This is a genomic window from Streptomyces sp. NPDC051913 (genome assembly GCF_044593635.1).
Lineage (GTDB): Bacteria > Actinomycetota > Actinomycetes > Streptomycetales > Streptomycetaceae > Streptomyces.
Genome location: NZ_JBIUCI010000017.1, coordinates 81,848 through 107,817 on the forward strand (window position 1 = coordinate 81,848; position 25,970 = coordinate 107,817).

Genomic DNA, 25,970 nt, shown 5'->3' on the forward strand with positions numbered 1-25,970 from the left:
TCCTAGTCGCCACGGCGCTGCACGAGGCGCCAGTTGATGATCGAGAAGAGGACGACGACGAGGAAGATGCCCCACGCCACGGCGGCGCCGTACCCGAAGTCGTTGTTGTCGAAGGTCTGTTGGAAGAAGTAGAGGACCATCGTCTGGCCGGAGTGGCCCGGACCGCCCGCGAACGTGGAGTCGTTGGAGGAGGTCTGGAGCAGCACCTGCGGTTCGGAGAAGCTCTGCAGACCGGTGACCGTCGAGACGACCAGGACGAAGAGCAGGGTCGGCCGCAGCAGCGGCAGCGTGATCCGGAAGAAGGTCTGGATCGGACCGGCGCCGTCCATGCGGGCGGCCTCGTAGAGGTCGCTGGGGATGGTCTGGAGGCCCGCGAGGAAGATGATCGCGTTGTAACCGGTCCACTGCCAGGTCATCAGCGCGGCGATGGTGACCTTGATGCCCCAGGGTGTGTTCAGCCAGGCCACCTGGTCGATCCCGACCGCGTGCAGGACGGCGTTCACCATGCCGGCGTTGGTCGAGAAGATCGAGCCGAAGACGATCGCGATGGCGACGACCGAGGTGACGTTCGGCAGGAAGTAGGCGACGCGGTAGAGGCCCTTGAAGCGGACCGCGGAGTTGAGCATCACGGCCGTGACCATCGCCAGGAAGATCATGGGGAAGGTGGCCAGGGCCCAGATGATGACCGTGTTGCCGATCGAGTTCCAGAAGTCGCTGTCGCTCAGCAGGTACTGGTACTGCGAGAGCCCGGCCCACTCCATCGAGCCGAGCCCGTCCCAGCGGTGGAAGGACAGGTAGAGGGAGAAACCGACCGGGAAGAGGCCGAAGGCGAGGAAGATCAGGTAGAAGGGGGAGATGGCGGCGTAGAGATGCCAGTACTTGCGAAAGCCGCTGACGGGCTTGGTCGTTGACGGTTGCGCCACCGCGGGCGGCGTCTGCTCCAGAACGGCCATCAGTAGCTCACCCCCAGGTGCTTCGCGATGCGACGGCACTTGCTCATGGCGTCACTCCAGGCGTCCTTCGGGTTCTTGCCGAGGACGCCGACGTTCTTGATCTCGTCCTTGAGGGGCTGCCCGAGGGCGATGTCGAAGGGGCTGTTGTAGGCGACCACGATCTTCTGCGCGGCCGGTCCGAAGACGTCGGTGGTGACCTGGCCGCCGAAGAACTCGTCCGGCTCCCGCATCTGCTTGAGGTCGTAGGAGGCGGGCGTCGAGGGGAAGAGGCCCGCGTCGACGTAGCCCTGCGCCTGGTTCTTCGCGTCGAGGAGCCAGGTGATGATCTGGAACGCCTGCTCGGGCTCCCGGCACGCCTTGGTGATCGACAGGAACGAGCCGCCGTTGTTGGCGGGCCGCACCGGCATCTGCGCCACCCGCCATCTGCCCTTGGTCTTCGGCACACCGTTCTTGATGTCGAACGAGGCCCAGGAGGCGTTCAGTTGGCTCGGCAGCTTGCCGTCCTGGATGGCCGACAGCTGGTCGGGGGTGCCGCTGACGAGGTCCGAGACGATCCCGCGCTGCTTGGCCTCCACGGCCAGCGCCCACGCCCGGCGCACATGGTCCTGGTCGCCGATGAAGTGGCGGTCCTTGTCGACGTACCGCTGGGCGCCCTGCTGGACGACGTTCTCGAAGACGGAGTTGACGTCGGTGAGGAGCTTGGCGTGCGGGATCCGCTTGCCGAGCTGGACGCCCGCGTCGAAGAACTTCTCCCAGGTGTTCAGCTCGTTCGTCACGTCGTCCGGCTCGTAGGGCAGGCCGGCCTTCCGGAACACGTCGTACTGGTAGTAGTGCGCGACCGGCCCGCAGTCGATCGGGAAGCCGACCATCGTGCCGTCGTCGGCGATGCCCTGGTCCCACTTCCAGGACAGGTACTGGTCCTTGTACTTGTCCGCGCCCAGCGTCCGCAGATCGATGAACTGGTCCGCGTTGGGGAGGTAGGCGGCCATGTCCTCGCCCTTGAGCCCCGCGATGTCGGGGATATGGGCGCGGCCCGTGATGGTGGTGATGAGCTTGGAGCGGTACTGGCCGCCGATCTGGATGGCGTCCAGGCTCACCGAACTGTCGTAGCGGGCCTTGGCGTTCTTCACGACGGTGTCGCTCAGACCGCCGCTCCAGTACCACAGGACCATGTTCCGGCCGGTCGAGCCGGTCGGAACGGCACAGCCGGACGCCAGGCCGCCGAGCGCCGTGGCGGCCGTACCGGCCAGGCCCGCGCGGAGCAGGCCTCTTCGTGAGAGCCGCACAGCTCCCACCGCCTTTCGGATCTTTTCGAAACTTCGCAGGGAAGGGGCGTGGGGGGAGGGGGGATCAGGTCTGCCGTGCCGGCGGGGTGATCGGCGCGTACGCGACCGGCGGCCCGGGATCGTCCGGGAGCCGGTCCGCCAGGAAGCCGTACGCCGACTTCAGGCCGGGGTCGGTCAGGGAGCGCCACCAGCGGTCGACGCCGTACCAGCCGGGAGCCGCCAGCGCGCCGCCGGGCCGCTGGACGGAGAGCCCGGCGGCGAGGACGGCGAACCGCAGCCGTTCCTCCAGCGGCCAGCCGCCGAGCGAGGCGGCGACGAAGCTCGCACCGAACACGTCGCCGGCGCCGGTCGCGTCGAGGACATCGATGTCGAGGGCAGGGACGTCGGCGTACTCGCCCGTCGTCTGGTCCACCGCCACGGCCCCGTCGCCGCCGCGCGTGACCACGGCCACCGGCACCAGCTCGGAGAGGGTGCCGAGGGCCGCCGTCGCGCTGTCGGTGCGGGTGTAGGCCATCGCCTCGGACTCGTTCGGGAGGAAGGCGTGGCACAGCTTCAGCTGGTCCAGCAGGTCGGTGGACCACTGCTGGGTCGGGTCCCAGCCGACGTCGGCGTAGACGTGAGTGCCGTTCGCGGCGGCCTTGGAGATCCACTCGCGGGGCTCGGCCTCCAGATGCACGAGGGCGGTGCGTGCCTCGGGCGGGTCGCCCATCAGCACGTCCTGCGAGAACGGGGGCTCGGAGCCATGGGTGACCAGGGCGCGGTCGTGGCCCTGGGCCAGCGAGACGGTGACGGGGGTGGGCCAGCCGTCCGCGGTGCGGGAGAGCGAGAGGTCGATGTCCTCCTGGTCGCACAGCACGTCCCGGCAGTACTCGCCGTAGAAGTCGTCGCCGAAGACCGTGGCCAGCGAGGTGCGCAGACCGAACCGGGAGGCCGCCACCGCGAGGTTCGCGATGCCGCCGGGGCCGCAGCCCATGCCGCCGGTCCAGATCTCCTCGCCCGGCGTCGGCGGCTTTCCGAGCCCCGTGAGGACGAGGTCGTAGAAGAGCAGCCCGGTCAGGAGTACGTCGGGCCTGTCGTCATCCACACTCGGCACCTCTCGTCAAAACTCGTCAATTTCGATGACCGGAATCGTGCGCCGCTCCGCACGATTGGTCAATACCCGAGCAGAACTGAGCATGGAAATGATTGAAGATGACGAGTACTGTTCACGGCATGCTGGCGGAACGACGACATCAACTCATCCTGCGGGCCCTGCGCTCGGGCGGCCCCGCGGCTGTGACCGACCTCTCCGAGCAGCTCGGTGTGAGCCCCGCCACCATCCGGCGTGACCTCGTCAAACTGGAGGAGGACGGGCTGCTCACCCGGGTCCACGGCGGTGCCCGTGCCGAGGAGGGCGACCAGCCCTTCGCGGAGGTCGCCGAGGTCCGGGTGGCCGAGAAGGACGCGATAGCGGCGCACGCGGCGGCCATGGTCAAGGACGGCCAGTCGGTCCTCCTCGACATCGGCACCACCGCCTACCGCCTCGCCCGCCAGCTGCACGGCCGCCGCCTCACGGTGATCACCAGCAACCTGGTGGTCTACGAGGAGCTCGCCGACGACGAGGGCATCGAGCTGGTCCTGCTCGGCGGCATGGTCCGCCGCGAGTACCGCTCCCTGGTCGGCTTCCTCACCGAGGACAACCTGCGCCAGCTGCACGCCGACTGGCTCTTCCTCGGCACCAGTGGAGTGCGCCCCGGCGGGCAGGTGATGGACACGACGGTCGTCGAGGTGCCGGTCAAACGCGCCATGATCAAGGCGAGCGACAAGGTGGTACTGCTCGCCGACGCGGCGAAGTTCCCGGGTACGGGGATGGCGAAGGTCTGCGGTCCCGAGGACCTGGACGTGGTGGTGACGAACGCGCCGGTGGACCCGGCGACGCGGGCCTCCCTGGAGGAGGCGGGCGTCACGGTGGCACTGGCAGGAAAGGCTCAAGTGTGAAGCTGACGATTCTGGGCGGCGGCGGATTCCGCGTGCCGCTCGTGTACGGGGCGCTGCTGGGCGACCGCGGTGAGGGGCGGGTGACCGAGGTCGTCCTGCACGACCTCGACGCCGGCCGGCTCACCGCGGTGACCCGGGTCCTCGCGGAGCAGGCCGCCGCGGTCGAGGACGCTCCCGTGGTGACCGCCACGACCGACCTCGACGAAGCCCTGCGCGGCGCCGACTTCGTCTTCTCGGCGATCCGGGTGGGCGGCCTGGCGGGCCGCGCCGACGACGAGCGGGTGGCCCTGGCGGAGGGCGTCCTCGGCCAGGAGACGGTCGGCGCCGGCGGCATCGCCTACGGCCTGCGCACCGTTCCCGTCGCCGTGGACATCGCCCGACGCGTCGCCCGCCTCGCTCCCGACGCCTGGGTCATCAACTTCACCAACCCGGCCGGTCTGGTCACCGAGGCCATGTCCCGCCACCTCGGCGACCGTGTCATCGGTATCTGCGACTCGCCGGTCGGCCTCGGCCGCCGTATCGCGCGCGTGCTCGGCGCGAACCCGCGCGAGGCCTGGATCGACTACGTCGGCCTCAACCACCTCGGCTGGGTCCGCGGCCTGCACATCGCCGGGCGCGACGAGCTCCCGCGGCTGCTCGCCGACCCCGAACTGCTCGGCTCCTTCGAGGAGGGCAAGCTCTTCGGCGTCGACTGGCTCCGGTCCCTCGGCGCGATCCCCAACGAATACCTGCACTACTACTACTTCAACCGCGAGGCCGTCCGCGCCTACCAGCAGGCCGAGAAGACCCGCGGCGCCTTCCTCCACGACCAGCAGGCCCGCTTCTACGACGAGGTCGGCGCCCCCGGTGCGAAGGCGCTGGACGTCTGGGACCGCACCCGCGCCGAGCGCGAGGCCACCTACATGTCCGAGAACCGGGAGACCGCCGGCGCCGGCGAGCGCGACGCCGACGACCTCTCCGGCGGCTACGAGAAGGTCGCCCTGGCGCTGATGCGGGCCATCGCCCGCGACGAGCGCACCACCCTGATCCTGAACGTCCGGAACCGGAGCACCCTCTCGGTGCTCGACAACGATGCCGTGATCGAGGTCCCGTGCCTCGTGGACGCCAACGGCGCCCACCCTGTCACCGTCGCCCCACTGCCCGACCACGCCACCGGCCTGGTCTGCGCGGTCAAGGCGGTCGAGCGCGAGGTGCTCGCCGCGGCCGAGTCCGGCTCCCGCGAGACCGCGGTGAAGGCCTTCGCGCTGCACCCGCTCGTGGACTCCGTGAACGTCGCCCGGCGGCTGGTGGAGGGCTATCGCGAGGTCCATCCGGGCTTGGCGTACCTTAGGTGAACACCTGCTGGTAAGCGCTTTCCCCCGCCTTCTCCGCCGACCCCTTCTCTTCCTCCTCCCTGGAGCTCTCCATGCACGACGAACGCCGACGGATCGAGGAGCGCGTAGAGCGCCTCCACACCCAGCGCATCAAGCCCGCGATCTACGCGGCCACCGTCCCCTTCGAGGTCGAGGCGTGGCAGGCGCCCGGGGAGCCGGTCTCCTTCGAGGAGGCCGCCGCCGCCCGCTACGAGCCCTTCGCCATGAGCACCCCGTGGGGCCCGCCGTGGGGCACCACCTGGTTCCGGATGCGCGGTGAGGTGCCGGCCGCGTTCGCCGGGCGGCGCGTGGAGGCGGTCATCGACCTCGGCTTCGTCGGCGACTGGCCCGGCAACCAGGCCGAGGCCCTGGTCCACCTGCCCGACGGCCGTCCCCTGAAGGCGGTCAACCCGCTCAACCAGTACGTCCCGATCGCCCACCCGGCCACCGGCGGCGAGCGGATCGACTACCTGGTCGAGGCCGCCTCCAACCCCGACATCCTGGCGAACAACTTCTCCGAGCCCACCCTGCTCGGCGATGTGCTGACGGCGGGCGACAAGCCGCTCTACACCTTCCAGCGCGCCGACATCGCCGTCCTCGACGAGGAGGTCTTCCACCTCGACCTGGACATCCAGGTGCTGCTCGGCGTCATGACCCACCTCGGTGACCACGAGCCCCGCCGCCACGAGATCATGCACGCCCTGGACCGGGCCATGGACGCCCTCGACCTGGACGACATCTCCGGCAGCGCGCCGGCCGTGCGCGAGATCCTCGCCCCGGTCCTGGCCAAGCCCGCCCACGCCAGCGCCCACGTCGTCTCCGGCGTCGGCCACGCCCACATCGACTCCGCCTGGCTGTGGCCCGTCCGCGAGACCAAGCGCAAGACGTCCCGCACCTTCTCCAACGTGACGGCCCTGGCCGACGAGTACGACGACTTCATCTTCGCCTGCTCCCAGGCCCAGCAGTACGAGTGGGTCCGTGACAACTACCCGCACGTCTGGGCCCGCATCCAGGAGTCCGTGAAGAAGGGCCAGTGGGCGCCGGTCGGCGGCATGTGGGTCGAGTCCGACGGCAACCTGCCCGGCGGCGAGGCCATCGCCCGCCAGCTCATCCACGGCAAGCGGTTCTTCATCGAGCACTTCGGCGTCGAGACCAAGGGCGTCTGGCTGCCGGACTCCTTCGGCTACAACGCCGCCTACCCGCAGCTCGCCAAGCTGGCCGGCAACGACTGGTTCCTCACCCAGAAGATCTCCTGGAACCAGACCAACAAGTTCCCCCACCACACCTTCTGGTGGGAGGGCATCGACGGCACCCGCATCTTCACCCACTTCCCGCCCGTCGACACCTACAACGCCCGCTTCAGCGGCGAGGAGATGGACCGCGCCGTCCGCAACTACGCCGAGAAGGGCGCCGGTACGCGCTCACTCGCCCCCTTCGGCTGGGGCGACGGCGGTGGCGGCCCCACCCGCGAGATCATGGAACGCGCCCGCAGGCTCGCGGACCTGGAGGGCTCGCCCAAGGTCGTCGTCGAGCACCCCGACGAGTTCTTCGCCAAGGCGCGCGCCGAGTACGAGGACGCCCCCGTCTGGCACGGCGAGCTCTACCTCGAACTCCACCGCGCCACCTACACCTCCCAGGCCCGCACCAAGCAGGGCAACCGCCGCAGCGAACACAAGCTGCGCGAGGCCGAGTTGTGGGCGACGACGGCCGCGCTGCACGCCCCGGACTACTCCTACCCCTACGACAAGCTCGACCGCCTGTGGAAGACGGTCCTGCTCCACCAGTTCCATGACATCCTGCCGGGCTCGTCCATCGCCTGGGTGCACCGCGAGGCAGAGGCCGAGTACGCCCGCGTCGCCGAGGAGCTGGAGGCGCTGACGGCGGAGGCGGTCGCGGCACTGGGCGGCGGCGGCCGGCGGGTCTTCAACACCAGCCCGTACGACCGCAACGAGGTGATCCGCACGGATGCCGGCGACCTGGCGTACGTGTCGGTGCCCGCGAACGGCAGCGCTCCGGCAGTGGCCGCCGAGCCTTCGCACCCCGTGACGGTCGAGGGCCGCGTCCTCGACAACGGTCTGGTGCGGGTGGAGGTGGCCGAGGACGGCACGCTGTCCTCCGTGTACGACCTGCGCGCTCGGCGTGAAGTCCTCGCGGACCAGGGCAACCTGCTGCGGCTGCACACCGACCTCCCGAACTACTGGGACGCCTGGGACATCGACAAGCACTACCGCAACCGGTACACGGACCTGCTGGAGGCCTCGTCGGTCGAGGTCGTCTCGGACGACCCGCTGCTGGCTGCGGTCCGTGTCACACGCGACTTCGGCAAGGGCTCCAAGCTCGTCCAGACCATCACCCTGCGCGCCGGCAGCCCCCGCATCGACTTCGAGACCGAGATCGACTGGCACGAGGCCGAGAAGATCCTCAAGGCCGGCTTCCCGGTGGACGTCCGCGCAGCGCACTCCTCCGCCGAGATCCAGTTCGGCCACATCCAGCGCCCCACGCACACCAACACCAGCTGGGAGGCGGCCCGCTTCGAGGTCTCCGGCCACCGCTGGGTGCACGTGGGTGAGCCCGGCTACGGCGTCGCCGTCATCAACGACTCCACCTACGGCCACGACGTCACCCGCACGGTCCGCGAGGACGGCGGTACGACGACCAAGGTCAGCCTCAGCCTGGTGCGCGCCCCGCGCATCCCCGACCCGGAGGCCGACCAGGGCAAGCACCGCTTCACCTACGCGCTGCTCCCCGGCGCGAGCATCGAGGACGCGGTCGCCGAGGGCTACGCCCTCAACCTGCCGCTCCGCGTGGCCGACGCGGCGGGCGCGCCCGAGCCGGTCGTCTCGGTCGACGGCGACGGCATCACCGTGGAGGCGGTCAAGCTCGCCGACGACGGGTCCGGTGACGTGGTGGTGCGCCTGTACGAGTCGCGGGGCGGCCGTGCGCAGGGGCTGCTGCGGACCGGCTTCCCGCTCACGGGTGCCGACGTCACCGATCTGCTGGAGCGCCCCCTGGAGGCCGCGAACGTCGCGGACGGCACGGTCTCCGTCGCGCTGCGGCCCTTCCAGATCCTGACGCTCCGACTCCGGAGGGGATGACCCGTGGCGATGCAACCGTGGTTCACCGACGCCAAGTTGGGGATCTTCGTCCACTGGGGCATCTACGCCGTCGACGGCGTCCAGGAGTCCTGGTCGTTCTACGACGACATCGTGCCGCACGACCGGTACATGTCCCAGCTGGACCGCTTCACCGGCGCCAGGTACGACCCGCGCGAGTGGGCCGACCTGTTCGCCCGCGCGGGCGCGAGGTACGCGGTGCTGACGACCCGTCACCATGACGGAGTGGCCCTGTGGGACACGGAGTTCGGCGACCTGAACCTCGGCAGGGACTACCTCGGCCCCTACGCCGAGGCCCTGCGGGAGAAGGACCTCAAGGTCGGCTTCTACTACTCCCACTCCGACTGGAACCACCCCGACTACGCCAGCACCCGCAAGCCCGGCCGACCGCCGGAGCAGGAGGACAACCCGTACTCCGAGTGCGCGGCGCAGGACGAGGACCTGGCGGCCTGGGAGAGGTTCCTCGCCTACCGCGACGGCCAGATCCGCGAACTGGCCTCCCGTTACCGCCCGGATCTGATGTGGTTCGACGGCGAGTGGGACCGCAGCGAGGAACAGTGGCGCATCCCGGAACTGGCCGCGCTCATACGGTCGTACGTGCCCGACGTCGTGTTCAACGCGCGCATGCTCAGCGAGGGCGACTACGCCACCCCGGAACAGGGCGCGCCCATCGAACCCCCCTCCGGACCCTGGGAGTTGTGCCTCACCATCAACGACTCGTGGGGTTACCGGCACGCCGACCACAACCACAAGTCGCTCACCCAGCTCATCCGCTACTTCACCGAGACCATCGGGGGCGGCGGCAACCTGCTGCTCGACGTCGGCCCCATGGAGGACGGCACCGTCCCGCAGCCGCAGGTGGAGCGCCTGGAAGGGCTGGGGGAGTGGATCGGCAGGCACGCCGAGGCCGTGTACGGCACGGTGCGCGGGCTGCCGGCCGGGCACCACTACGGTCCGAGCACCCTCTCCGCCGACCGCCGCACGCTGTATCTGACCCTTTTCGACATCCCGCGCGCCGAGATCGGCGTCCGTGGTCTCGTCACCGGGGTCCGCAAGGTGACCGTTCTCGGTACCGGGGCCGAGCTCGGCCATCGGGTCGTCGGCGGGCTGCACGACGCGGTGGGGGTGCTGTGGATCGACCCGCCCGCGCTGACCGACCTCGACCCGCACGCCACGGTGCTGGCGGTCGAGCTGGACGGGGAGCTTGAGCTGTACCGGGGCGCCGGCCGCTTCTGATCACCGCGTCTCCCGCCACGCGTCTCCCACCACACGTTTCCCGTCACGCGTTTCCCGTCACGCGTTTCCCACCAAGAATTAAGAGAGCGGTAAGTGACCAGGTCACGGCGGGTTTTCGGCCCGTCGTGACCTCTCTCGTTTCCCTGCCTGACATCTTCGCGTCGCCCGCCACCCCTGGGATGCGGAACGCAGCGGCGTGAGAGAGAGGTGGCCCCGTGCGAGACCCCCGTATGTCAGCGATCGGCAAGGGACTGAGGCGTCGAGGGAGGCTGATGAAGGAGGCGGTGAGCCCGCCGCGCCGGAACCTGGACGCCGTACCCGCACCCCGGCCCGGGCCCACCGCCGACCGGTACACCGCCCCGTGCGCCCCGCGCCTCGTGGAGTCGCCGGTCTTCGTGCTGTCGTCCGTGCGCTCGGGCTCGACCCTGCTGCGGGTGCTCCTGAACAGCCACAGCCGGATCCGCGCCCCGCACGAGATGCATCTGCGCACCCTGCACGTGGAGTTGAGCCGCGACTTCACGGCGGAGGCCATGAAGGCGCTCGAACTGGACCGGCGGGAACTGGAACACGTGCTGTGGGACCGGGTCCTGCACCTCGAACTCGCCCGCAGCGGCAAGGACGTCATCGTCGACAAGACTCCAGCGAACGCCCTCATCTGGCCCCGACTGCACCGATGTTGGCCGCAGGCGAAGTTCATCGTCCTGCTGCGCCACCCCGGCGCGGTGATCACCTCGCTCACCGACCGCCGTACGGATCCCGACCACGCGGCGATCCGCGCCGAGGTCCTCGACTACGCCGAGAAACTGGAAGAGGCCCGCATGGCCCTGGACGCCCATGTGCTGACGTACGAGGAACTGACCGCCGAGCCGGAGCGGATCACGCGCGGCCTGTGCGACTACCTCGGCGTGCCCTGGGAGAACACCATGCTGGACTACGGCGAACAGGACCACGGCTCCTTCCGCCCCCAGCTGGGCGACTGGAGCAGCACCATCAGGTCGGGCCGCATCCAGCCCGCGCGCGAGGCGGACGCGGAGACCGGACTACCCCCACGCCTGGCCGAGTTGGCGCGGGCGTGGGGGTATCGGGCCGGTTGAGCGTCAGCCGGTGAAACCGGCCGTGATCGAGGTGAACTGCCAGTTGTTCTGGCTGATGCCGGAGCAGTTGCTGACGACGCCGCCACCCGCGCACGGCCGGTCACGGTTGACCGACCAGAACGCGAGTCGGGCGATGTGGTGCGAGTTCGCCCAGTCGCGGATCTGCGTCCAGATGGCCGGGCTCGTCAGTTCCTGCTGGTCGCTGAGCCCGTTCATGCCGGAGATGCCGATGTGGGCGTAGGCCGTGGCGTCGTCCCAGCCGAAGGTGGACTTCAGCTTGGCCTTCAGCCCTTCCGTCGCGTTCACGGTGTTGCCGTACATGTCCGCGCCGCCGCCGAAGTCGAACGGCATGATGGTGAAGACGTCGATGTCGGCGCCTATGGACTTGGCCTGCTCGATCAGCCGGTTGCCGTAGTAGGTCGGTCCGGTGGTCGAGGTGCCGAAGGTGACGATGGTCTTCAGGCCGGGGTTGTTGGCCTTGACCGTCTTCAGCGCGGTGAGGATCCTCGCCTGCACGGCCTCGTTCTCGAACTCGTCCGTGTTCTCGATGTCCATGTCGATCGCCTTGAGCGAGTAGGCGTCGATCACCTTCTGGAGGGCTGCGGCGAGCGCACTGGCGGAGGAGCAGTTGGCGCCGAGCTTGCTGCCCTGCCAGCCGCCGAACGAGGGCACGATGTCCCCGCCCGCCGAGCGGATCTGGTTGATGACGGTCTGGTCGACGCCGCCGGTCAGCGGCCGGGCGCTGTCCCACATGGGGTTGCAGCCGCCGCCGTCGAGCATGAACGCCATCGTGAACCACTTGATGCCGGTCGAGCTCATCACCGTCGACACGCTCGGCGGGTCGCCCCAGCCCTCGTACAGATAGGGCGCGGCCTGCTTGAAGCCGGTGCCGCCCCCGCCGCCCGCGTCGGTCGTGACGCCGACCGAGTTGGAGGCCGCCGAGGAGTTCCCGGCCGCGTCCCGGGCCTTCACGGTGAAGGTGTAGGCGGTACTGGCGGAGAGCCCGCTGACGGTGGCCGTCGTACCGGAGACACTCAGCACCTGGTTGGAGCCGCTGTAGATGTCGTACGCGGTGACGCCGACGTTGTCGGTCGAGGCGTTCCACGCGAGCGACACGGACGACGAGGTCTTCCCGGTGGAGCGCAGGCTCGCGGGCGCCGTCGGAGCCTGGGTGTCCGAACTGCCACCGGGCCCGTCGAGGCTGATGTCGTCGGCGTAGTAGGTGCCCTGGGCGTACCAGCCGTGGGTGTAGATGGTGGCGCTGGTCTGCGAGGCACCGGTGGTGAAGCTGACGCTGAGCTGGGCGTACGCCGACGGGGAGGTGGTCCAGGTGGAGGCGCCGCCGTCCACACCGAGGTAGACGTAGCTGCCGCGCACCCAGCCGCTGAGCGTGTACGCCGTGTTCGGCTTCACGGCGACGGTCTGGCTGCACTTGGCGTTGTCACTCGAACTCACCGCCCCCGCAAGGGCCTTGGAGCCGCCGTGCACGGGGGAGGAGACGACCGAGCCGAGGTTCCCGGTACAGGACCAGGGGGAGACGCCGCCCGACTCGAAGCCGGGATTGGTCAGGATGTTCGCCGCCTGAGCGGTGCCGGGAAGGGCGACGGCGCCGCCGAGCGCGAGCCCGGCGGTGGCGAACAGGGCGAGAAGCCGACGTCTGGGACGCCTTGTCGTGTTGCTGAGTGGGTTGCGCACGCGATCTCCCTGAAGAAATGGGGGTGTTCGGGAGTACAGGGGGTGCGCAACAAAGTTGGTATGGACCAATGTGCCTGTCAAGAAGATTGACGGAATTGGTCCATACCGGTGAGGCTGAGGTTCTTCAGGGGGGCGGGGAACTGTGCGACAAGCCGCGAACTACCCGCACCCGGCCGCAAACCTAGAGCGGCAGTACAGAAGCCGCAGCCTCCACCACAACGGCCTCGGACACCGCAGGCGCCGGCATCGCGGGCAACGGCTCCGAAACCTCCCGCTGCTGCGGCAGCGAGACCGCCCGCAACGGCCGAGGTCCCGACACCACCGTGTAGTCCTGCCCCAGGAACGGCGGCGCCATCACCCCCGGGTCCTCGCCCAGCGCCAACTGCACGGCAGCCCAGGGCGCGTTCACCCCGCACAGCGACAGCTGATGCAAACCCCCAGCAGGACGCGTGTTGACATCCATGAGAACGGGCCGGTCGCCGAACATCCGGAACTGGATGTTGGACAGGTAGTGCAGCCCGAACCCCTCGGCGATCAACCGCGCCGGCTCCAGCCACTGCTCGTGCAGCGTGAACCCACGCCGACGCCCGTTCTTCGTCCGCCCCACCGCCAGGCGCAGCCGGTTGTCGGGACCCGTGAGGCAGTCCACCGACACCTCCGGCTGCTCAAGGCGCGGCATCACCAGCCAGTCCACCGACTCCTCGGCCTGCGTCAGCGCCTCGACGACCACGTCCAGCGGGACGTACGGGCTCGGGAAGCCGTTGAGGTGGGAGAGCGAGAAGGGGGCGCGCGTGATCACGCGGAAGCCCACCCCGCCCGCGCCGGACGCCGGCTTGAAGCACGCCTTGTGGCCGTCCGCCTCCAACTCCTCGACCGCCGCGACGAGTTCGTCCGCCGACCGCACCCGGTACCACGGCGGCACGGGCACCCCGATCGCCTGCACGGCCTCGTAGGCGATGACCTTGTCCTCGAAGACGGCCACGGCCTCCGGCGGCGGCGCGAGCAGCGCCGTGCCGACGGCCGCGAAGTCGGCCCGGTGCGCCACGATCGCCGACTGGTGCAGCCGGGGCACGAAGACATCGATGCCGCGGCGCTGGCACTGGTCGAGCGCGTACTCCACGTACCCGGCCGGGGACAGGCCCTCCGGCTCCAGATCCGCCGTGTCGGCGGCGGCCAGTACGGGGGAGTCCGCGTCGCCGTGCGTGGCATGGATCTCGACGGCGCGATCGCTGGGATTTTTCCGCAGCTGATCCATGAAGAACACGTTCTCCGCGTACGTGCGGTTGAGCCAGACGCGTACGCGAGAGATCATGCAGGCCGCCTTTCGGGGTTTTCGGGCACGGCGAAGCAGGCCGTGCCCGGCCAGGGTGGTAGAGGGGACACCAAACCGCCCTGTAAGAAGGGAAGTTCACAGCGGTGGTGTTGGGGCGATCATACGGCCTGCCGGAGGCCTCGCGTGCAACGTGCGTGTTACGGATTTTTCGATCTTGAACTACTCTCCGCGGCTCCGCCTGAATATGCTGTCGTGGACGTGTCCGGGTGCGTGGAGGGGGCGAAGGTGACGTCGACGGCCGGTGGCGCCGGACAACTGCTGGCCATCAGCGATCTCCACATCGGCCACCCCGAGAACCGGGCCCTGGTGGAGCGGATGCGCCCCGGGTCGGACGACGACTGGCTGCTCGTCGCCGGTGATGTCGCGGAGACCGTCAGTGCCGTGAGCTGGGCGCTTGAGACCCTCGCGAGCCGCTTCCGCAAGGTGATCTGGGCCCCCGGCAACCACGAACTGTGGACCCACCCCAGCGACCCCGTCACCCTGCGCGGAGTCGCCCGCTACGAGCACCTCGTCGAGGTCTGCCGCGAGATCGGTGTCATCACTCCCGAGGATCCCTACCCCCTCTGGGAGGGGCCCGGCGGCCCGGTCGCCGTCGCCCCGCTCCTCCTCCTCTACGACTACTCGTTCCTGCCCTCCGGCTGCACGACCAAGGACCAGGGACTGGAGTACGCGCACGGCACGGGCATCGTCTGCAACGACGAGTTCCTGCTGCACCCCGACCCCTACCCGACCCGCGAGGCCTGGTGCCGCGCCCGGGTGGCCGAGACCGAGCGCCGGCTCGAAGCGCTGCCGGACTACCTGCCCACCGTCCTGGTCAACCACTACCCGCTGGACCGGCACCCCACGGACGTCCTGTGGCACCCCGAGTTCGCCATGTGGTGCGGCACCACGCTGACCGCCGACTGGCACCGCCGCTTCCGTGTCCGCACCATGGTCTACGGCCATCTGCACATCCCCCGGACCACCTGGCACGAAGGGGTGCGCTTCGAGGAGGTGTCGGTGGGCTACCCGCGCGAGTGGCGCAAGCGGGCGGAGCCACCGGGGCAGCTGCGCCTGATCGCGCCCGAGGAGGTCGGCGCGCGGTGATCGAGGATCTGCTGCCGGACCCGGTGGTGGCCGTGGAGACCTACGGTCCGGGTGAGCCCGAGAACATCAGGCTCTACCCCGAGGAGGCCGCCCTCGTCGCGCGGTCCGTCGCCAAGCGCCGCCGTGAGTTCACCCTCGTACGGGCGTGCGCCCGGCGGGCGATGGAGAAACTCGGTGTGCCCCCGCAGCCGGTGCTGCCCGGCGAGCGCGGCGCTCCGCGGTGGCCCGCAGGACTCACCGGCAGCATGACCCACTGCGACGGCTACTGCGCCGCCGCCCTCGTCCGCTGCACCGAGCTCGCCTCCCTCGGGATCGACGCCGAACCGCACGGGCCGCTCCCGGACGGTGTCCTCGCCAGTGTGTCGCTGCCCGGGGAACGGGACAGGCTGCGCCTGCTCACCGGGACGCATCCCGGCATCCACTGGGACCGGCTGCTGTTCAGCGCCAAGGAGTCCGTGTACAAGGCGTGGTTCCCCCTCACCGGCTCCTGGCTCGACTTCGCCGAGGCCGACATCGAGATCCTCGTCGACCCCGGCGCGGCCTCGCGCGGCCGGTTGCGCGTCGAACTGCTCGTGCCGGGGCCGGTCGTGGGCGGTCGGCGGCGTGATGTCCTCGAAGGGCGTTGGACGGTCCGGGACGGGCTGGTGGCCACGTCGGTGGTCGTGCCGCACACCTGAGCGCGGGTGCGGCACGGCCGGTGTCGGTCGGGCGGGTCGGGGCGGTCCCCACCGCCCCGACCACCGGCTCGCTAGCGACCCGGCGGGCACCAGTTCTGGAGCAGCCGGAAGAAGGCCTCCTCGTTGCCCGCCAGGCCTGCGTCCGCCAGCGCCTGCTCCGCCTCCGCGAGCACGGAGGGCGGGACGACGGGTGGTCGCCTTCCGTCCGGCGGACCGTCGAACGCGGCCCTGACGGTGTGCAGCAGCCGCAGGTAGGCCTGTACTGCGGTGCGCTCGCGGTCGGTGAGTACGGCGGTGGGCATCGGTCGGCTCTCCCCAAGTCGGCTCGTCGGTCGGCCCCGCCAGTGAGGGCCCGACTCCAGCTTGCCAACCGGCACTGACAATCCGGTCCCGCTACACGTCCGTTCGCCCGCTTAGCCGAGGTGAAACCTGATCGAAATCGCCGGTGGGAACAGGGTCCTACGCTGGAGTGGAAGGGCTTTCAGCCGCCCGCCAGGCCGGACCCCGGCCGGGCGGGCGGCTGGGGAAACGGGAGGCATGTACGTGGTCGACGTCCCGCATCGGCTCCCCGCGCGCACCGTGAGACTGCGCCCGGTGGGTGACGGCGAACTCGAGTTGCAGTACCGGACGGTGCACGGATACCGGCGCGCCTTCCGCATGGCCGGCGAGGGCCCGGCCCTCGTGCTCATCCACGGCATCGGGGACTCCTCGGACACCTGGGCCGAACTGATCCCCGACCTGGCGCGCACGCACACCGTCATCGCCCCCGACCTGCTCGGTCACGGCGCCTCCGACAAGCCCCGCGCCGACTACTCGGTGGCGGCCTACGCCAACGGCGTGCGGGATCTCCTGACCACTCTCGGCATCGAGTCGGCGACCCTGGTGGGGCACTCGCTCGGCGGGGGCGTGGCGATGCAGTTCGCCTACCAGTTCCCGGAGCGGACCGAGCGGCTGATCCTGGTCAGCGCGGGCGGTGTGGGACGTGAGGTCAATCCCGTGCTGCGGCTGGTCTCCCTGCCCGGCGCCCATCTGATGCTGTCCGCGCTGCGGCTGCCGACGGCCCGGCTCCAAGTGGGGCTCGCCGTACGGCTGCTGAAGGCCCTCGACACGGATCTCGGGCAGGACGCGCCCGATGTGCTGCATCTCGTCGACGCGTTGCCCGACGAGACGTCCAGGAACGCGTTCATCCGGACGCTGCGGGCCGTCGTGGACTGGCGCGGGCAGGTCGTGACGATGCTGGACCGGTGCTATCTCACCCAGGGCATGCCGACCATGCTGCTGTGGGGCGACCGGGACAGCGTGGTGCCGGTGCGGCACGCGCTCGGGGCCCATGAGGCCATGCCGGGAAGCCGGTTGGAGATCTTCGAGGGCGCCGGGCACTTCCCGTTCCACGCCGACCCGGGTCGGTTCGTGGCGCTGGTGGAGGAGTTCACCGGAGGCACCGCGCCGGCGGACTGGAGCCGGGAGCACTGGCGGCAACTGCTGCGGGAAGGGCGGCCGGGTGGCCTGCGCGAGCGGGCCGTGGGGCGGGAGCTGCGGGAGGCGAGCGAACGCAGCGCCACGTGAGGTGTGCTCAGCTCTGCGGGCCCAGATAGCCCAGCGACGCCTCGATACGGCCCGCCAGCCGGTCCCGCTGCACCGGACCCCGTACCGAGGAACCGTCCAGCCAGGTGCGGCACTTGCTGGCCAGGAGGAGGCCGAAGCGCTCGGCCTCCTTCTCGTCGGCCTGGTCGAAGCGGCTGCGCGCGGCGACCTTGAGGACGGCCGCCCTGAGGTCCGCGTCGTCGCTGAGCATCCGGGCCGCCACGGCGGCGCCCTCGACATGATGGGTGCTGTGGCCGGCCTGCATGTGCCAGAGCTCATGGCCGAGGATGACCAACTGATGGCCGGGGGCGGTGCGTTCCTCGACCACGACCAGGTCCTGGTCGGCCATGTCCAGCCACAGTCCGCTCGCGGTGCCGACCGGGAAGGCGGCCGTACGGAAGTGGACCGGGCGGCCGCGACGGCGGCTCATCGCGTCGCAGAGGGCCGTGTACAGCTCCGTGGGATGCGCGGCGGGCGCCGGGAAGGGCAGCTCCGCGACCAGCTCGCCGCACAGGCGGCGCATGTCCCTACCGATGCCCACAGTTAACCCCCGGCTCACGACTCGGGCCGTTTGACGCTCTCCAGGAGCATGTCCAGCCATTCGGCGACCTTGTCGCGGTGCTGGTCGGTGGGCAGCTGCGCGGCCCGCCAGGCGATTCCGCGGACGCCATGGTCCTGGAGGAGCTGCTCCAGTGGGTCACCCGCCGTGGATGACGCTTCCTTCTCGCGGTCCGCCAGCTTCTGCAGGAGATCCTGTTCGGTGCGTTGCAGGGCGCCGGCCAGGGCCTCGGGGTCCTCGGCCGTGAGGAAACCGGCGTGGACGCGGAAGAAGCGCTGAATGGCGTCGCAGTGCTCCATGGTGGGACGCCGGTCGCCGTTGATGAGGGCGCCCGCCTGCTGGCGGGACATGGCGGCGCCGTCGGCGATCTCCTGCTGGGTGTACTTGCGCCCGTTGGGCTTCAGACGGGTGCGGCGCAGCAGGTCCAGGCGCTGAAGGAAACGCGCCTGGATGTCCGGTTCGCCCGCCGGACGGCCGCTCAGCAGGGCCTTGACCACGGACTCGGGGACGCCGCAGGCCACCGACAGACGGCCGGTGTGGAAGACCTCGGCGTGCGGCACGCCCAGCCGGTCGGCGAGCGCGGCGACGCGAGCGACGACGGCCGGCAGCGCAGCCGTCACCGGGGCACCCGGACTCGCGAAGCCATCCGCCACCGACAGATCTCCTACGTCTCTCACAGGCTTCTCACAAGCAGCTCAACACAAGCGGTTGCCGTGAACTCCGGGGAGAGTAGCCGTTGTTCGAACGTACATCCAGGTCTCGCCACAACTGTGGCCAATTTCAGCCGTCAACAGGCACGAAATGCCACGATAGTTGACACCGCTCGCGTCAGGGCAGCAGGATCAGGGCGCCACGCGCGTGGCCGCATAGGCAAGAGGGGTGACCTCCCGATGGCACAACAGGCAGGAGGGCAGCGGCCGCAGCCGCGGCCCGCCCCCGAGAGTCCCGAGGCCCGAGCGTATCTTCAGGACTACGCCACCCTTCTGGAAGCGGTTCCCTTCCCTTCCGTCGTGCTCGACCGGCGCTGGGACGTCGTCCTGTCGAACGCCGCTTTCGCGTCACTTTTCGGCGGAGTGGGTCCGCATCCGACCGCGATGCCGGACGACAACTTCCTGAGATTCGTGCTCTTCCACCCGGACGCCGGATCGGTGCTCGGTGAGCACGAGTCCAGCTGGTGTCTGCCGATGCTGGCCCACTTCGCCGCCGCGGTGGAGCGGGACGGCCATGACCACGGACTCCAGGCGATCCGCCGCGAGATCGCCCAGGACCCGATCATGGACGCCGCCTACCGGCACGGCCTGCCGCACTGGATCCGGGCCGTCGGCGAGCGTGCCTGCGCGCACGACGGGGCTGTCCGGCCGCTGCTGCACCCCGACCCGCGCTGGGGCGCCACCGAGTGCCGGGTCGTCGACGAGACGCCCGAGACCCTGCGGGAACTCGGCTACACCCGGCTGACCCTGGTCCTGCGCGAGACCCGCCGTGCCCCGGCACGCGCGCGTGGGACGCGTCGGTCCACCGCGCATCTGAGGGTGGTTCCCGCGGCCGAGTGAGCGCGGGGCCGTCCCGGGTCACCCTTGAACCGTGCTCACCAGCACCAGCGGCACCCCGTCGCACGGCACCAGCCGCACTCCGGCGGCCTGTTCCGGCCGGCCCGTCGCCAGGACCCGCCCGAAGTCCGGGCCCTTGCCGAGCGAGCCGACCAGATGGCGCGGGTCGGTGGAGGCCGCCACCCGGCCGCGGGCGTTCACCAGTCGTGCGGGGCCCGGCAGTCGGCGGAGCATCGGCATGACGGCCGCCTCGAAGTGCCGTAGATACACGTCCGCGGCGGCCACCCCGGCGAACCGGCCCTCGACCAGCACGGGTGCGGACAGGGTGAGGCTGTACTCGTCCGAGCAGAGATAGTCCACGTACGGGCCCGCCACCGCCCGCTCCCCGGTGTCGCGGGGGAGCGCGAACCAGTCCCAGTGCGTGTAGTCGGCGTACGCCGAGTGCTCGGGGTCGAGGTCGAGGAGCAGGGGTCGGACGTCGTTGCCGGAGCCCGTCTGCCACCACTCCAGCCATGCCGGTACGTCGCTCAGCAGGCCCGGCGCGGCCACGAAGCCGACGCCGGACACCAGCTCGACGCGGGCGAGCCGGCCGTGCAGGCCGGGGCGCAGGGCGGCGAGGTCCACGGTGGCCGGGCGGCGGCCCGTGGCGGCCACCCGGGCCAGCAGGGCCGCGGTGTCGGCGCGGGTCGCGGCGACCGCGTCGAACACGGCCTCCAGCGTCGAGCGGACGCGGGCCGCGACCGATTCCTCCGGTGCCCTGTCGCGCGTTGCCGTGGCGAGGCTCATGGCTGCCCTCCAGCGGACGGGGACCTCGCGAGCGGTGGGTTACAGCGTCAGACGCCGGGCGATCAGCCGCGACGTCGACTCCTGGACGCACCGCTCGGCCTGTTCCCTGGCCAATTCGTGGGCCCCATCCTGCACCGCCGAGATGACGAATCGGAGTCGCTCGGAGACCTCTTCACGATATTCGTCGTCCCCGAGCACAAGGCAGAGCAGTGCCCCCACTTCGGTCTGCAACGCCACCTGCTCCCGGGTCAGGCGGGCCGACTGGGACGCCGCCGCGAGTTCGACGTGGAAGCGGCCGTACACCCGGCTGCGCGCCGCCGCGTCGACGGCCTGCGTCAACTCCTCCGCCGTACGGCGGAGTTGGACCAGGTCGTCCGGGTCGGTGCGCTCGGCCGCGAGGCGGGCCGCCGTGCCGGACAGGGCCGCCCAGTGGTCGCCGAGGTCACGGAGTTCCTCGGTGCTCCAGCCGCGCAGCCGGACCTTGAGGCGTTCCTCGCCGGGGACTTCGGGCAGGGAGACGAACGAGCCGCCGCCGCGGCCCCGGCGGGTGGTGACCAGGCCCTGCTGGCGCAGCGCCATGAGTGCTTCCCGCAGCGTCACGGTGGAGACGCCCAGCTGGCCCGCGAGCTCGGTCTCGCCGGGCAGCTGCTCGCCGTCGGCCAGCAGGCCGAGCTCGATGGCGTCGCCGATCCGGCGCACCACGGCGTCGACCCTCGCCCGGCTGTCGACCGGGGCGAAGACGGCTTTCCGGGCGCCGCCGTTCATCTGCGTCTGCTTCACGGCCACCACCTTGCTCATTGACTCAAGCTTTACCCTAAGGGGGCCTTGAGCTTTGAACTATGACTTCATATGTTTCCGGTCAATAGGTCAACGCACGAGAGCACCAGGAAGGTTCCCGCCCATGGAGGGAATGGCGATCCGGCTGCAAGGCCTGCGGAAGTCCTTCGGGGAGACGACCGCCGTGGCCGGGGTCGATCTGGAGATCAGGGACGGCGAGTTCTTCTCGATGCTCGGTCCCTCCGGCTCCGGCAAGACCACCGTGCTCCGCATGATCGCCGGGTTCGAGGCCCCGAGCGGCGGCCGGATCGAGCTGGCCGGGCAGGAGGTGACCGGACTCGCCCCCTTCGAGCGCGACGTGCACACCGTCTTCCAGGACTACGCCCTGTTCCCGCACATGACCGTCGAGCAGAACGTGTCCTACGCGCTCAAGGTCCGCAAGGTGCCGAAGGCGGAGCGGCTGGTCCGGGCGCGCAAGGCGCTGGCCGAGGTGCGCCTCGAAGGGTTCGGCAAGCGGCGCCCCTCCCAGCTCTCCGGCGGCCAGCGGCAGCGCGTCGCCCTCGCCCGCGCCCTCGTCGGCCGCCCCCGCGTCCTGCTGCTCGACGAACCGCTCGGCGCCCTCGACCTCAAGCTGCGCGAGCAGATGCAGGTCGAACTCAAGGCGCTCCAGCGCGAGGTCGGCATCACCTTCGTCTTCGTCACCCACGACCAGGAGGAGGCCCTGACGATGAGCGACCGCATCGCCGTCTTCCACCAGGGCCGCATCGAACAGGTCGGCACCCCCGCCGAGGTCTACGAACGCCCCGCGACCCCGTTCGTGGCCTCCTTCGTCGGCACCTCCAACCTCCTGGAGGGCGAGTCCGCCCACCGGATCGTCGGCAGCCCCGGCACCTACAGCATCCGGCCGGAGAAGATCCGCGTCCTCAAGGAGTCCGCCGAGGCCGACGAGCCCGAGCACTCCACCGCCGTCGGCACCGTCGCCGAGGTCGTCTACCTCGGGGACGCGACCCGCTTCCTCGTCGACCTCGACAACGGCGGCCGCCTCACCGCCCTCCAGCAGAACCTGGAGACCTCCTCCGAGGACGTCGCCGCCTACCGAGGCACCCGGGTGCGCCTGCGATGGCACCGACGGCACGCCGTGGCCGTGCCCGTCCCCGACTGACCGTCCCCGCTCGTCCCCCTCACGTATGGAGTACGTCGTGCGCTCTACCCTCAAGGCGGCGGCAGCCGTCGCCGCACTGCTCCTCGCCGCCACCGCCTGCGGATCCTCCGACGACGGCACCGGCTCCTCGGCCACCGGCCTCAACCCCCCTGACCTGAAAGCGCCTTCGAAACTCGGCAGGACCGAGGGCCAGGTCAACCTCATCGCCTGGGCCGGCTACGTCGAGGACGGCTCCAACGACCCCAAGGTCGACTGGGTCAGCGACTTCGAGAAGCAGACCGGCTGCCAGGTCAACGCCAAGACCGCCGCCAGCTCCGACGAGATGGTCAAACTGATGAAGACGGGGCAGTACGACGCAGTCTCCGCCTCCGGCGACGCCTCGCTGCGCCTCATAGCCTCCGGCGACGCCGCCCCCGTCAACACCGCCCTCGTCCCCAACTACCAGGACATCTACAGCGGGTTGAAGGACGGCTCCTGGAACTCCGTCGACGGGCAGATGTACGGCATCCCGCACGGCCGCGGCGCCAACCTGCTGATGTACAACACCGAGAAGGTCACCCCGGCCCCGACCTCCTGGTCCGCGGTCTTCGACGACGCCTCGAAGTACAAGGGCCACGTCACCGCGTACGACTCACCCATCTACATCGCCGACGCCGCCCTGTACCTGAAGGCGACCAAGCCCGACCTCGGCATCAAGGACCCCTACGCCCTGGACCAGAAGCAGTTCGACGCCGCCGTGGACCTGCTCAAGCGGCAGAACGCCGACATCGGCGAGTACTGGAGCGACTACCTCAAGGAGATCTCCGCCTTCAAGAGCGGTGACTCCGTCGTCGGCACCACCTGGCAGGTCATCGCCAACCTCACCGCCGACGAAGGTGCCAAGGTCAAGGCCTTCGTGCCGAAGGAGGGTTCGACCGGCTGGTCCGACACCTGGATGGTCTCCGCCAAGGCCAAGCACCCCAACTGCGCCTACAAATGGCTGGACTGGATCGTCTCCCCGAAGGTCAACGCCCAGGTCGCCGAGTACTTCGGCGAGGCACCGGCCAACTCCAAGGCCTGCGTGCTGACCAGCGACAAGAACTTCTGCACGACCTACCACGCCGCCGACGAGAGCTACTGGAAGAACATCGCCTTCTGGAACACGCCCATCGAGCAGTGCCTGGACGGCCGCACCGACGTCAAGTGCGTGCCGTACGCGAAGTGGGTCCAGGCCTGGACCGAGATCAAGGGCTGACAAATGGCCCTGATCACCCGGACCGCGGGGGCGCTGCACCGGCGCCCCCGCCTCAGGCTCACCCTCCTGCTGACCGCCCCGCTGCTGTGGCTCGCGGTGCTCTATCTCGGCTCGCTGGGCGTGCTGTTCGTCTCCGCGTTCTGGACGACGAACTCCTTCACCTCCGAGGTGGTGAAGGTCTGGTCGACCGACAACTTCCATGAGCTGTTCACCGTCCCGGTCTTCCGGCAGGTGATCCTGCGGAGCGTCGGAGTCGCCCTGGCCGTCACCGCCCTGTGCGCGGTCATCGCCTTCCCGCTCGCCTTCTGCACCGCCCGCGTTGCGAAGCCCCGGTGGCGGCCGCTGCTCGTCGTCGCCATCCTCACGCCGCTGTGGGCGAGTTACCTGGTCAAGGTGTACGCCTGGCGGCTCATCCTCTCCGAGGGCGGGCTCGCCGACTGGATGCTGAGGCCGTTCGGGCTGAGCGGGCCGGGGTACGGGCTGACGGCGGCGGTGCTGACCCTGACGTATCTCTGGCTGCCGTACATGATCCTGCCGATCCACACCGCGCTGGAGCAGTTGCCGGCGAACCTGTTGGACGCCTCGGCGGACTTGGGGGCGAAGGGCCCGAGGACCTTCCGGTCGGTCGTGCTGCCGATGGTGCTGCCGTCGGTCGCGGCCGGATCGGTGTTCACGTTCTCCCTGAGCCTCGGTGACTACATCACCGTGCAGATCGTCGGCGGCAAGACCCAGCTGATCGGCAATCTCGTCTACTCCAACATCGAACTCAACCTGCCCATGGCCGCCGCCCTCGGCACGGTCCCCGTCGTCGTCATCGTGCTGTATCTGCTGGCGATGCGGCGCACGGGCGCCCTGAGCAGTCTGTAGAGGAGCCCCCGTGCAACTGTCCCGCTCCGCGCGGATCGCGCTGCGCGTCGCCGCCGGGTTCGGCTTCGTGGTGATCTACGTGCCGCTGCTGCTCGTCCTCGTCAACTCCCTGAACCCCGACCGGAGCGCGAGCTGGCCGCCGTCCGGGCTCACCGTTCACTGGTGGTCGGTGGCCTGGGACAACTCCGGTGCGCGAGCGGCCCTTTGGACGTCCGTGAAGGCGGGGCTCGGCGCGACCGCCATCGCGCTCGCGCTGGGCACGCTGATCGCCTTCGCGGTCGCCCGGCACCGGTTCTTCGGCCGGAACGCGATCTCCTTCGTGGTCGTCCTGCCGATCGCGCTGCCCGGCATCGTCACGGGCATCGCGCTCAACTCGGCCTTCAGCACCGTACTTGAGCCGCTCGGGGTCGGGCTCGGACTGTTCACCGTGGTCGTCGGACACGCCACCTTCTGCATCGTCGTCGTCTTCAACAACGTCGTCGCCCGGCTGCGGCGCACCTCCGGCTCGTACGAGGAGGCGGCGATGGACCTCGGCGCGAACACCTTCCGCGCCTTCGCCGACATCACCTTCCCACTGGTGCGCTCGGCACTGTTCGCGGGCGGACTGCTCGCGTTCGCGCTCTCCTTCGACGAGATCGTGGTGACCACGTTCACCGCGGGGCCGGGCGTCGAGACCCTGCCTATCTGGATCTTCGACAACATGACCCGGCCGCAGCAGGCGCCGGTGGTCAACGTGGTCGCGGCGGTGCTGGTGCTGCTGTCGGTGCTCCCGATCTACGTCGCCCAGCGGCTGTCGGCGGACACGGCGGGCGGGAGCCGGGTCTGAGGGTCAGGTGAGTGACTGCCCGGGGGGAGGGGCATCGGTGCTCCCGCGCTTGGCCGACTGGATCTGTTCGTACACATGGGTCCGCAGTTCGGCGAAGCGCGGGGCCACCCGGGTGTGCAACTGGTCGCGCTCGTCCGGCAGATCGACCTTGAGCTGTTCCCGCACCACCGTGGGGGAGGCCGACAGCACGATCACCCGCTGACCCAGATACACGGCCTCGTCGATGTCATGGGTGACGAAGAGGATCGTGATCCCGCGCTCCCGCCACAGTCCCCGTACGAGATCCTCCAGATCGGCCCGGGTCTGGGCGTCCACCGCCGCGAACGGCTCGTCCATGAGGAGCACTTGGGGTTCGTACGCCAGGGCGCGGGCGATCGCCACCCGCTGCTGCATGCCGCCCGAGAGCTGCCAGGGGTACGCCCCGGCGGCGTCCGCGAGACCGACCGAGTCCAGCGCGTCGGAGACCAGCTCCCGGCGCCGCGCCTTGCTCAAGCCCTTCTGCTTCAAAGGAAGTTCGACGTTGTCGCCGACCCGCATCCAGGGGAAGAGACTGCGTCCGTACTCCTGGAAGACGAACGCCATCCCGGGCGGCGGCCCGCTCACCTTCTCCCCGGCCAGCCGCACCTCACCCGCCGTCGGGGCGAGCAGGCCGCCCATGCACTTCAGCAGGGTCGTCTTGCCGCAGCCCGACGGGCCGACGAGACAGACGAGTTCGCCCGCCTCGACGGTGAAGGTGAGGTCACGGACCGCCTCCACCCGGCGCCCCGACCCCTCGTAGACCTTCCGCAGACCGGATACGACCAGTGCGTGCATGGACCGCCCTTTC

24 protein-coding genes are annotated in these 25,970 nt (G+C 70.1%); 13 read left to right on the forward strand and 11 right to left on the reverse strand.

Features of this window, described 5'->3' with window-relative positions; translation table 11 throughout:
- Positions 1 to 2: 2 nt before the first annotated feature.
- From ACIHIX_RS37725 to ACIHIX_RS37735, 3 genes are all read right to left on the reverse strand, one after another.
- Positions 3 to 953 (reverse strand): carbohydrate ABC transporter permease, encoded by a 951-nt coding sequence (locus ACIHIX_RS37725; protein WP_399964420.1) that lies wholly within the window; start codon positions 951 to 953, stop codon positions 3 to 5.
- Positions 953 to 2,239, reverse strand: coding sequence for an ABC transporter substrate-binding protein (locus ACIHIX_RS37730; protein WP_399964423.1), 1,287 nt, complete (start codon positions 2,237 to 2,239; stop codon positions 953 to 955). Before ACIHIX_RS37730 ends, ACIHIX_RS37725 begins: the two co-directional genes overlap by 1 nt.
- A 64-nt stretch (positions 2,240 to 2,303) precedes the next feature.
- On the reverse strand, positions 2,304 to 3,323 hold the full coding sequence (locus ACIHIX_RS37735; RefSeq protein ID WP_399964425.1) for a carbohydrate kinase family protein: 1,020 nt from the start codon (positions 3,321 to 3,323) through the stop codon (positions 2,304 to 2,306).
- Between the two features lie 128 nt (positions 3,324 to 3,451).
- Between ACIHIX_RS37735 and ACIHIX_RS37740 the strand changes: the two genes are divergently transcribed.
- The 5 genes from ACIHIX_RS37740 to ACIHIX_RS37760 all read left to right on the forward strand — a co-directional run bounded on the left by ACIHIX_RS37740 (position 3,452) and on the right by ACIHIX_RS37760 (position 11,011).
- Positions 3,452 to 4,216 carry a DeoR/GlpR family DNA-binding transcription regulator gene (locus ACIHIX_RS37740; RefSeq protein ID WP_399964615.1) on the forward strand — a complete coding sequence of 255 codons (765 nt, stop codon included), beginning with the start codon at positions 3,452 to 3,454 and terminating at the stop codon, positions 4,214 to 4,216.
- The gene (locus ACIHIX_RS37745; protein WP_399964427.1) at positions 4,213 to 5,550 is read left to right on the forward strand and encodes a 6-phospho-beta-glucosidase; all 1,338 of its coding nucleotides are present in this window, start codon (positions 4,213 to 4,215) and stop codon (positions 5,548 to 5,550) included. Before ACIHIX_RS37740 ends, ACIHIX_RS37745 begins: the two co-directional genes overlap by 4 nt.
- Before the next feature lie 71 nt (positions 5,551 to 5,621).
- The gene (locus ACIHIX_RS37750) at positions 5,622 to 8,663 is read left to right on the forward strand and encodes an alpha-mannosidase (protein WP_399964429.1); all 3,042 of its coding nucleotides are present in this window, start codon (positions 5,622 to 5,624) and stop codon (positions 8,661 to 8,663) included.
- A 3-nt stretch (positions 8,664 to 8,666) separates the two neighbouring features.
- Entirely contained in the window at positions 8,667 to 9,917 is a 1,251-nt protein-coding gene (locus tag ACIHIX_RS37755) for an alpha-L-fucosidase (protein ID WP_399964431.1), read from the forward strand.
- Positions 9,918 to 10,189: 272 nt separating this feature from the next.
- Complete coding sequence (locus tag ACIHIX_RS37760) at positions 10,190 to 11,011, forward strand: sulfotransferase family protein (protein ID WP_399964433.1); 822 nt, start codon at positions 10,190 to 10,192, stop codon at positions 11,009 to 11,011.
- A 3-nt stretch (positions 11,012 to 11,014) separates the two neighbouring features.
- Here ACIHIX_RS37760 and ACIHIX_RS37765 read toward each other — a convergent pair whose 3' ends face one another.
- On the reverse strand, positions 11,015 to 12,706 hold the full coding sequence (locus tag ACIHIX_RS37765; RefSeq protein WP_399964435.1) for a carbohydrate binding domain-containing protein: 1,692 nt from the start codon (positions 12,704 to 12,706) through the stop codon (positions 11,015 to 11,017).
- A gap of 181 nt (positions 12,707 to 12,887) precedes the next feature.
- Entirely contained in the window at positions 12,888 to 14,018 is a 1,131-nt protein-coding gene (locus tag ACIHIX_RS37770) for an ATP-grasp domain-containing protein (RefSeq protein WP_399964437.1), read from the reverse strand.
- A gap of 246 nt (positions 14,019 to 14,264) precedes the next feature.
- On the opposite strand from ACIHIX_RS37770, the gene ACIHIX_RS37775 reads away from it, so the two are divergent.
- Positions 14,265 to 15,125 carry a metallophosphoesterase family protein gene (locus tag ACIHIX_RS37775; protein WP_399964617.1) on the forward strand — a complete coding sequence of 287 codons (861 nt, stop codon included), beginning with the start codon at positions 14,265 to 14,267 and terminating at the stop codon, positions 15,123 to 15,125.
- Entirely contained in the window at positions 15,122 to 15,802 is a 681-nt protein-coding gene (locus tag ACIHIX_RS37780) for a 4'-phosphopantetheinyl transferase (protein ID WP_399964439.1), read from the forward strand. The genes ACIHIX_RS37775 and ACIHIX_RS37780 overlap by 4 nt, the downstream gene beginning before the upstream one ends.
- Before the next feature lie 71 nt (positions 15,803 to 15,873).
- Here the strand turns inward: ACIHIX_RS37780 and ACIHIX_RS37785 are convergent, their stop codons facing one another.
- Positions 15,874 to 16,104, reverse strand: coding sequence for a hypothetical protein (locus ACIHIX_RS37785; protein ID WP_399964441.1), 231 nt, complete (start codon positions 16,102 to 16,104; stop codon positions 15,874 to 15,876).
- A gap of 241 nt (positions 16,105 to 16,345) precedes the next feature.
- On the opposite strand from ACIHIX_RS37785, the gene ACIHIX_RS37790 reads away from it, so the two are divergent.
- A complete protein-coding gene (locus ACIHIX_RS37790) occupies positions 16,346 to 17,368 on the forward strand; it encodes an alpha/beta fold hydrolase (RefSeq protein ID WP_399964618.1) in 1,023 nt (340 codons plus the stop codon).
- Between the two features lie 7 nt (positions 17,369 to 17,375).
- Here the strand turns inward: ACIHIX_RS37790 and ACIHIX_RS37795 are convergent, their stop codons facing one another.
- Both ACIHIX_RS37795 and ACIHIX_RS37800 read right to left on the reverse strand, forming a co-directional pair.
- Positions 17,376 to 17,909, reverse strand: coding sequence for a toxin-antitoxin system, toxin component (locus ACIHIX_RS37795; protein ID WP_399964620.1), 534 nt, complete (start codon positions 17,907 to 17,909; stop codon positions 17,376 to 17,378).
- 32 nt (positions 17,910 to 17,941) lie between these two features.
- On the reverse strand, positions 17,942 to 18,598 hold the full coding sequence (locus ACIHIX_RS37800; protein ID WP_399964443.1) for a helix-turn-helix domain-containing protein: 657 nt from the start codon (positions 18,596 to 18,598) through the stop codon (positions 17,942 to 17,944).
- A gap of 237 nt (positions 18,599 to 18,835) precedes the next feature.
- Between ACIHIX_RS37800 and ACIHIX_RS37805 the strand changes: the two genes are divergently transcribed.
- A complete protein-coding gene (locus ACIHIX_RS37805; protein WP_399964445.1) occupies positions 18,836 to 19,495 on the forward strand; it encodes a hypothetical protein in 660 nt (219 codons plus the stop codon).
- Positions 19,496 to 19,513: 18 nt separating this feature from the next.
- Here ACIHIX_RS37805 and ACIHIX_RS37810 read toward each other — a convergent pair whose 3' ends face one another.
- On the reverse strand, positions 19,514 to 20,278 hold the full coding sequence (locus tag ACIHIX_RS37810; protein WP_399964447.1) for a cache domain-containing protein: 765 nt from the start codon (positions 20,276 to 20,278) through the stop codon (positions 19,514 to 19,516).
- Positions 20,279 to 20,317: 39 nt separating this feature from the next.
- Positions 20,318 to 21,076, reverse strand: coding sequence for a FadR/GntR family transcriptional regulator (locus tag ACIHIX_RS37815; protein ID WP_399964449.1), 759 nt, complete (start codon positions 21,074 to 21,076; stop codon positions 20,318 to 20,320).
- 103 nt (positions 21,077 to 21,179) lie between these two features.
- Here ACIHIX_RS37815 and ACIHIX_RS37820 point away from each other — a divergent pair, with 103 nt between their 5' ends.
- The 4 genes from ACIHIX_RS37820 to ACIHIX_RS37835 are packed head-to-tail and all read left to right on the forward strand — an operon-like array spanning position 21,180 to position 25,144.
- The gene (locus ACIHIX_RS37820; protein ID WP_399964452.1) at positions 21,180 to 22,217 is read left to right on the forward strand and encodes an ABC transporter ATP-binding protein; all 1,038 of its coding nucleotides are present in this window, start codon (positions 21,180 to 21,182) and stop codon (positions 22,215 to 22,217) included.
- Between the two features lie 25 nt (positions 22,218 to 22,242).
- Positions 22,243 to 23,451 (forward strand): ABC transporter substrate-binding protein, encoded by a 1,209-nt coding sequence (locus tag ACIHIX_RS37825; RefSeq protein WP_399964454.1) that lies wholly within the window; start codon positions 22,243 to 22,245, stop codon positions 23,449 to 23,451.
- 3 nt (positions 23,452 to 23,454) lie between these two features.
- Entirely contained in the window at positions 23,455 to 24,318 is an 864-nt protein-coding gene (locus ACIHIX_RS37830) for an ABC transporter permease (RefSeq protein ID WP_399964456.1), read from the forward strand.
- Between the two features lie 10 nt (positions 24,319 to 24,328).
- Positions 24,329 to 25,144: an ABC transporter permease gene (locus ACIHIX_RS37835; protein WP_399964458.1), complete on the forward strand. Its 816-nt coding sequence runs from the start codon at positions 24,329 to 24,331 to the stop codon at positions 25,142 to 25,144.
- Positions 25,145 to 25,147: 3 nt separating this feature from the next.
- Here the strand turns inward: ACIHIX_RS37835 and ACIHIX_RS37840 are convergent, their stop codons facing one another.
- Positions 25,148 to 25,957, reverse strand: coding sequence for an ABC transporter ATP-binding protein (locus ACIHIX_RS37840; RefSeq protein WP_399964460.1), 810 nt, complete (start codon positions 25,955 to 25,957; stop codon positions 25,148 to 25,150).
- Positions 25,958 to 25,970: the final 13 nt, after the last annotated feature.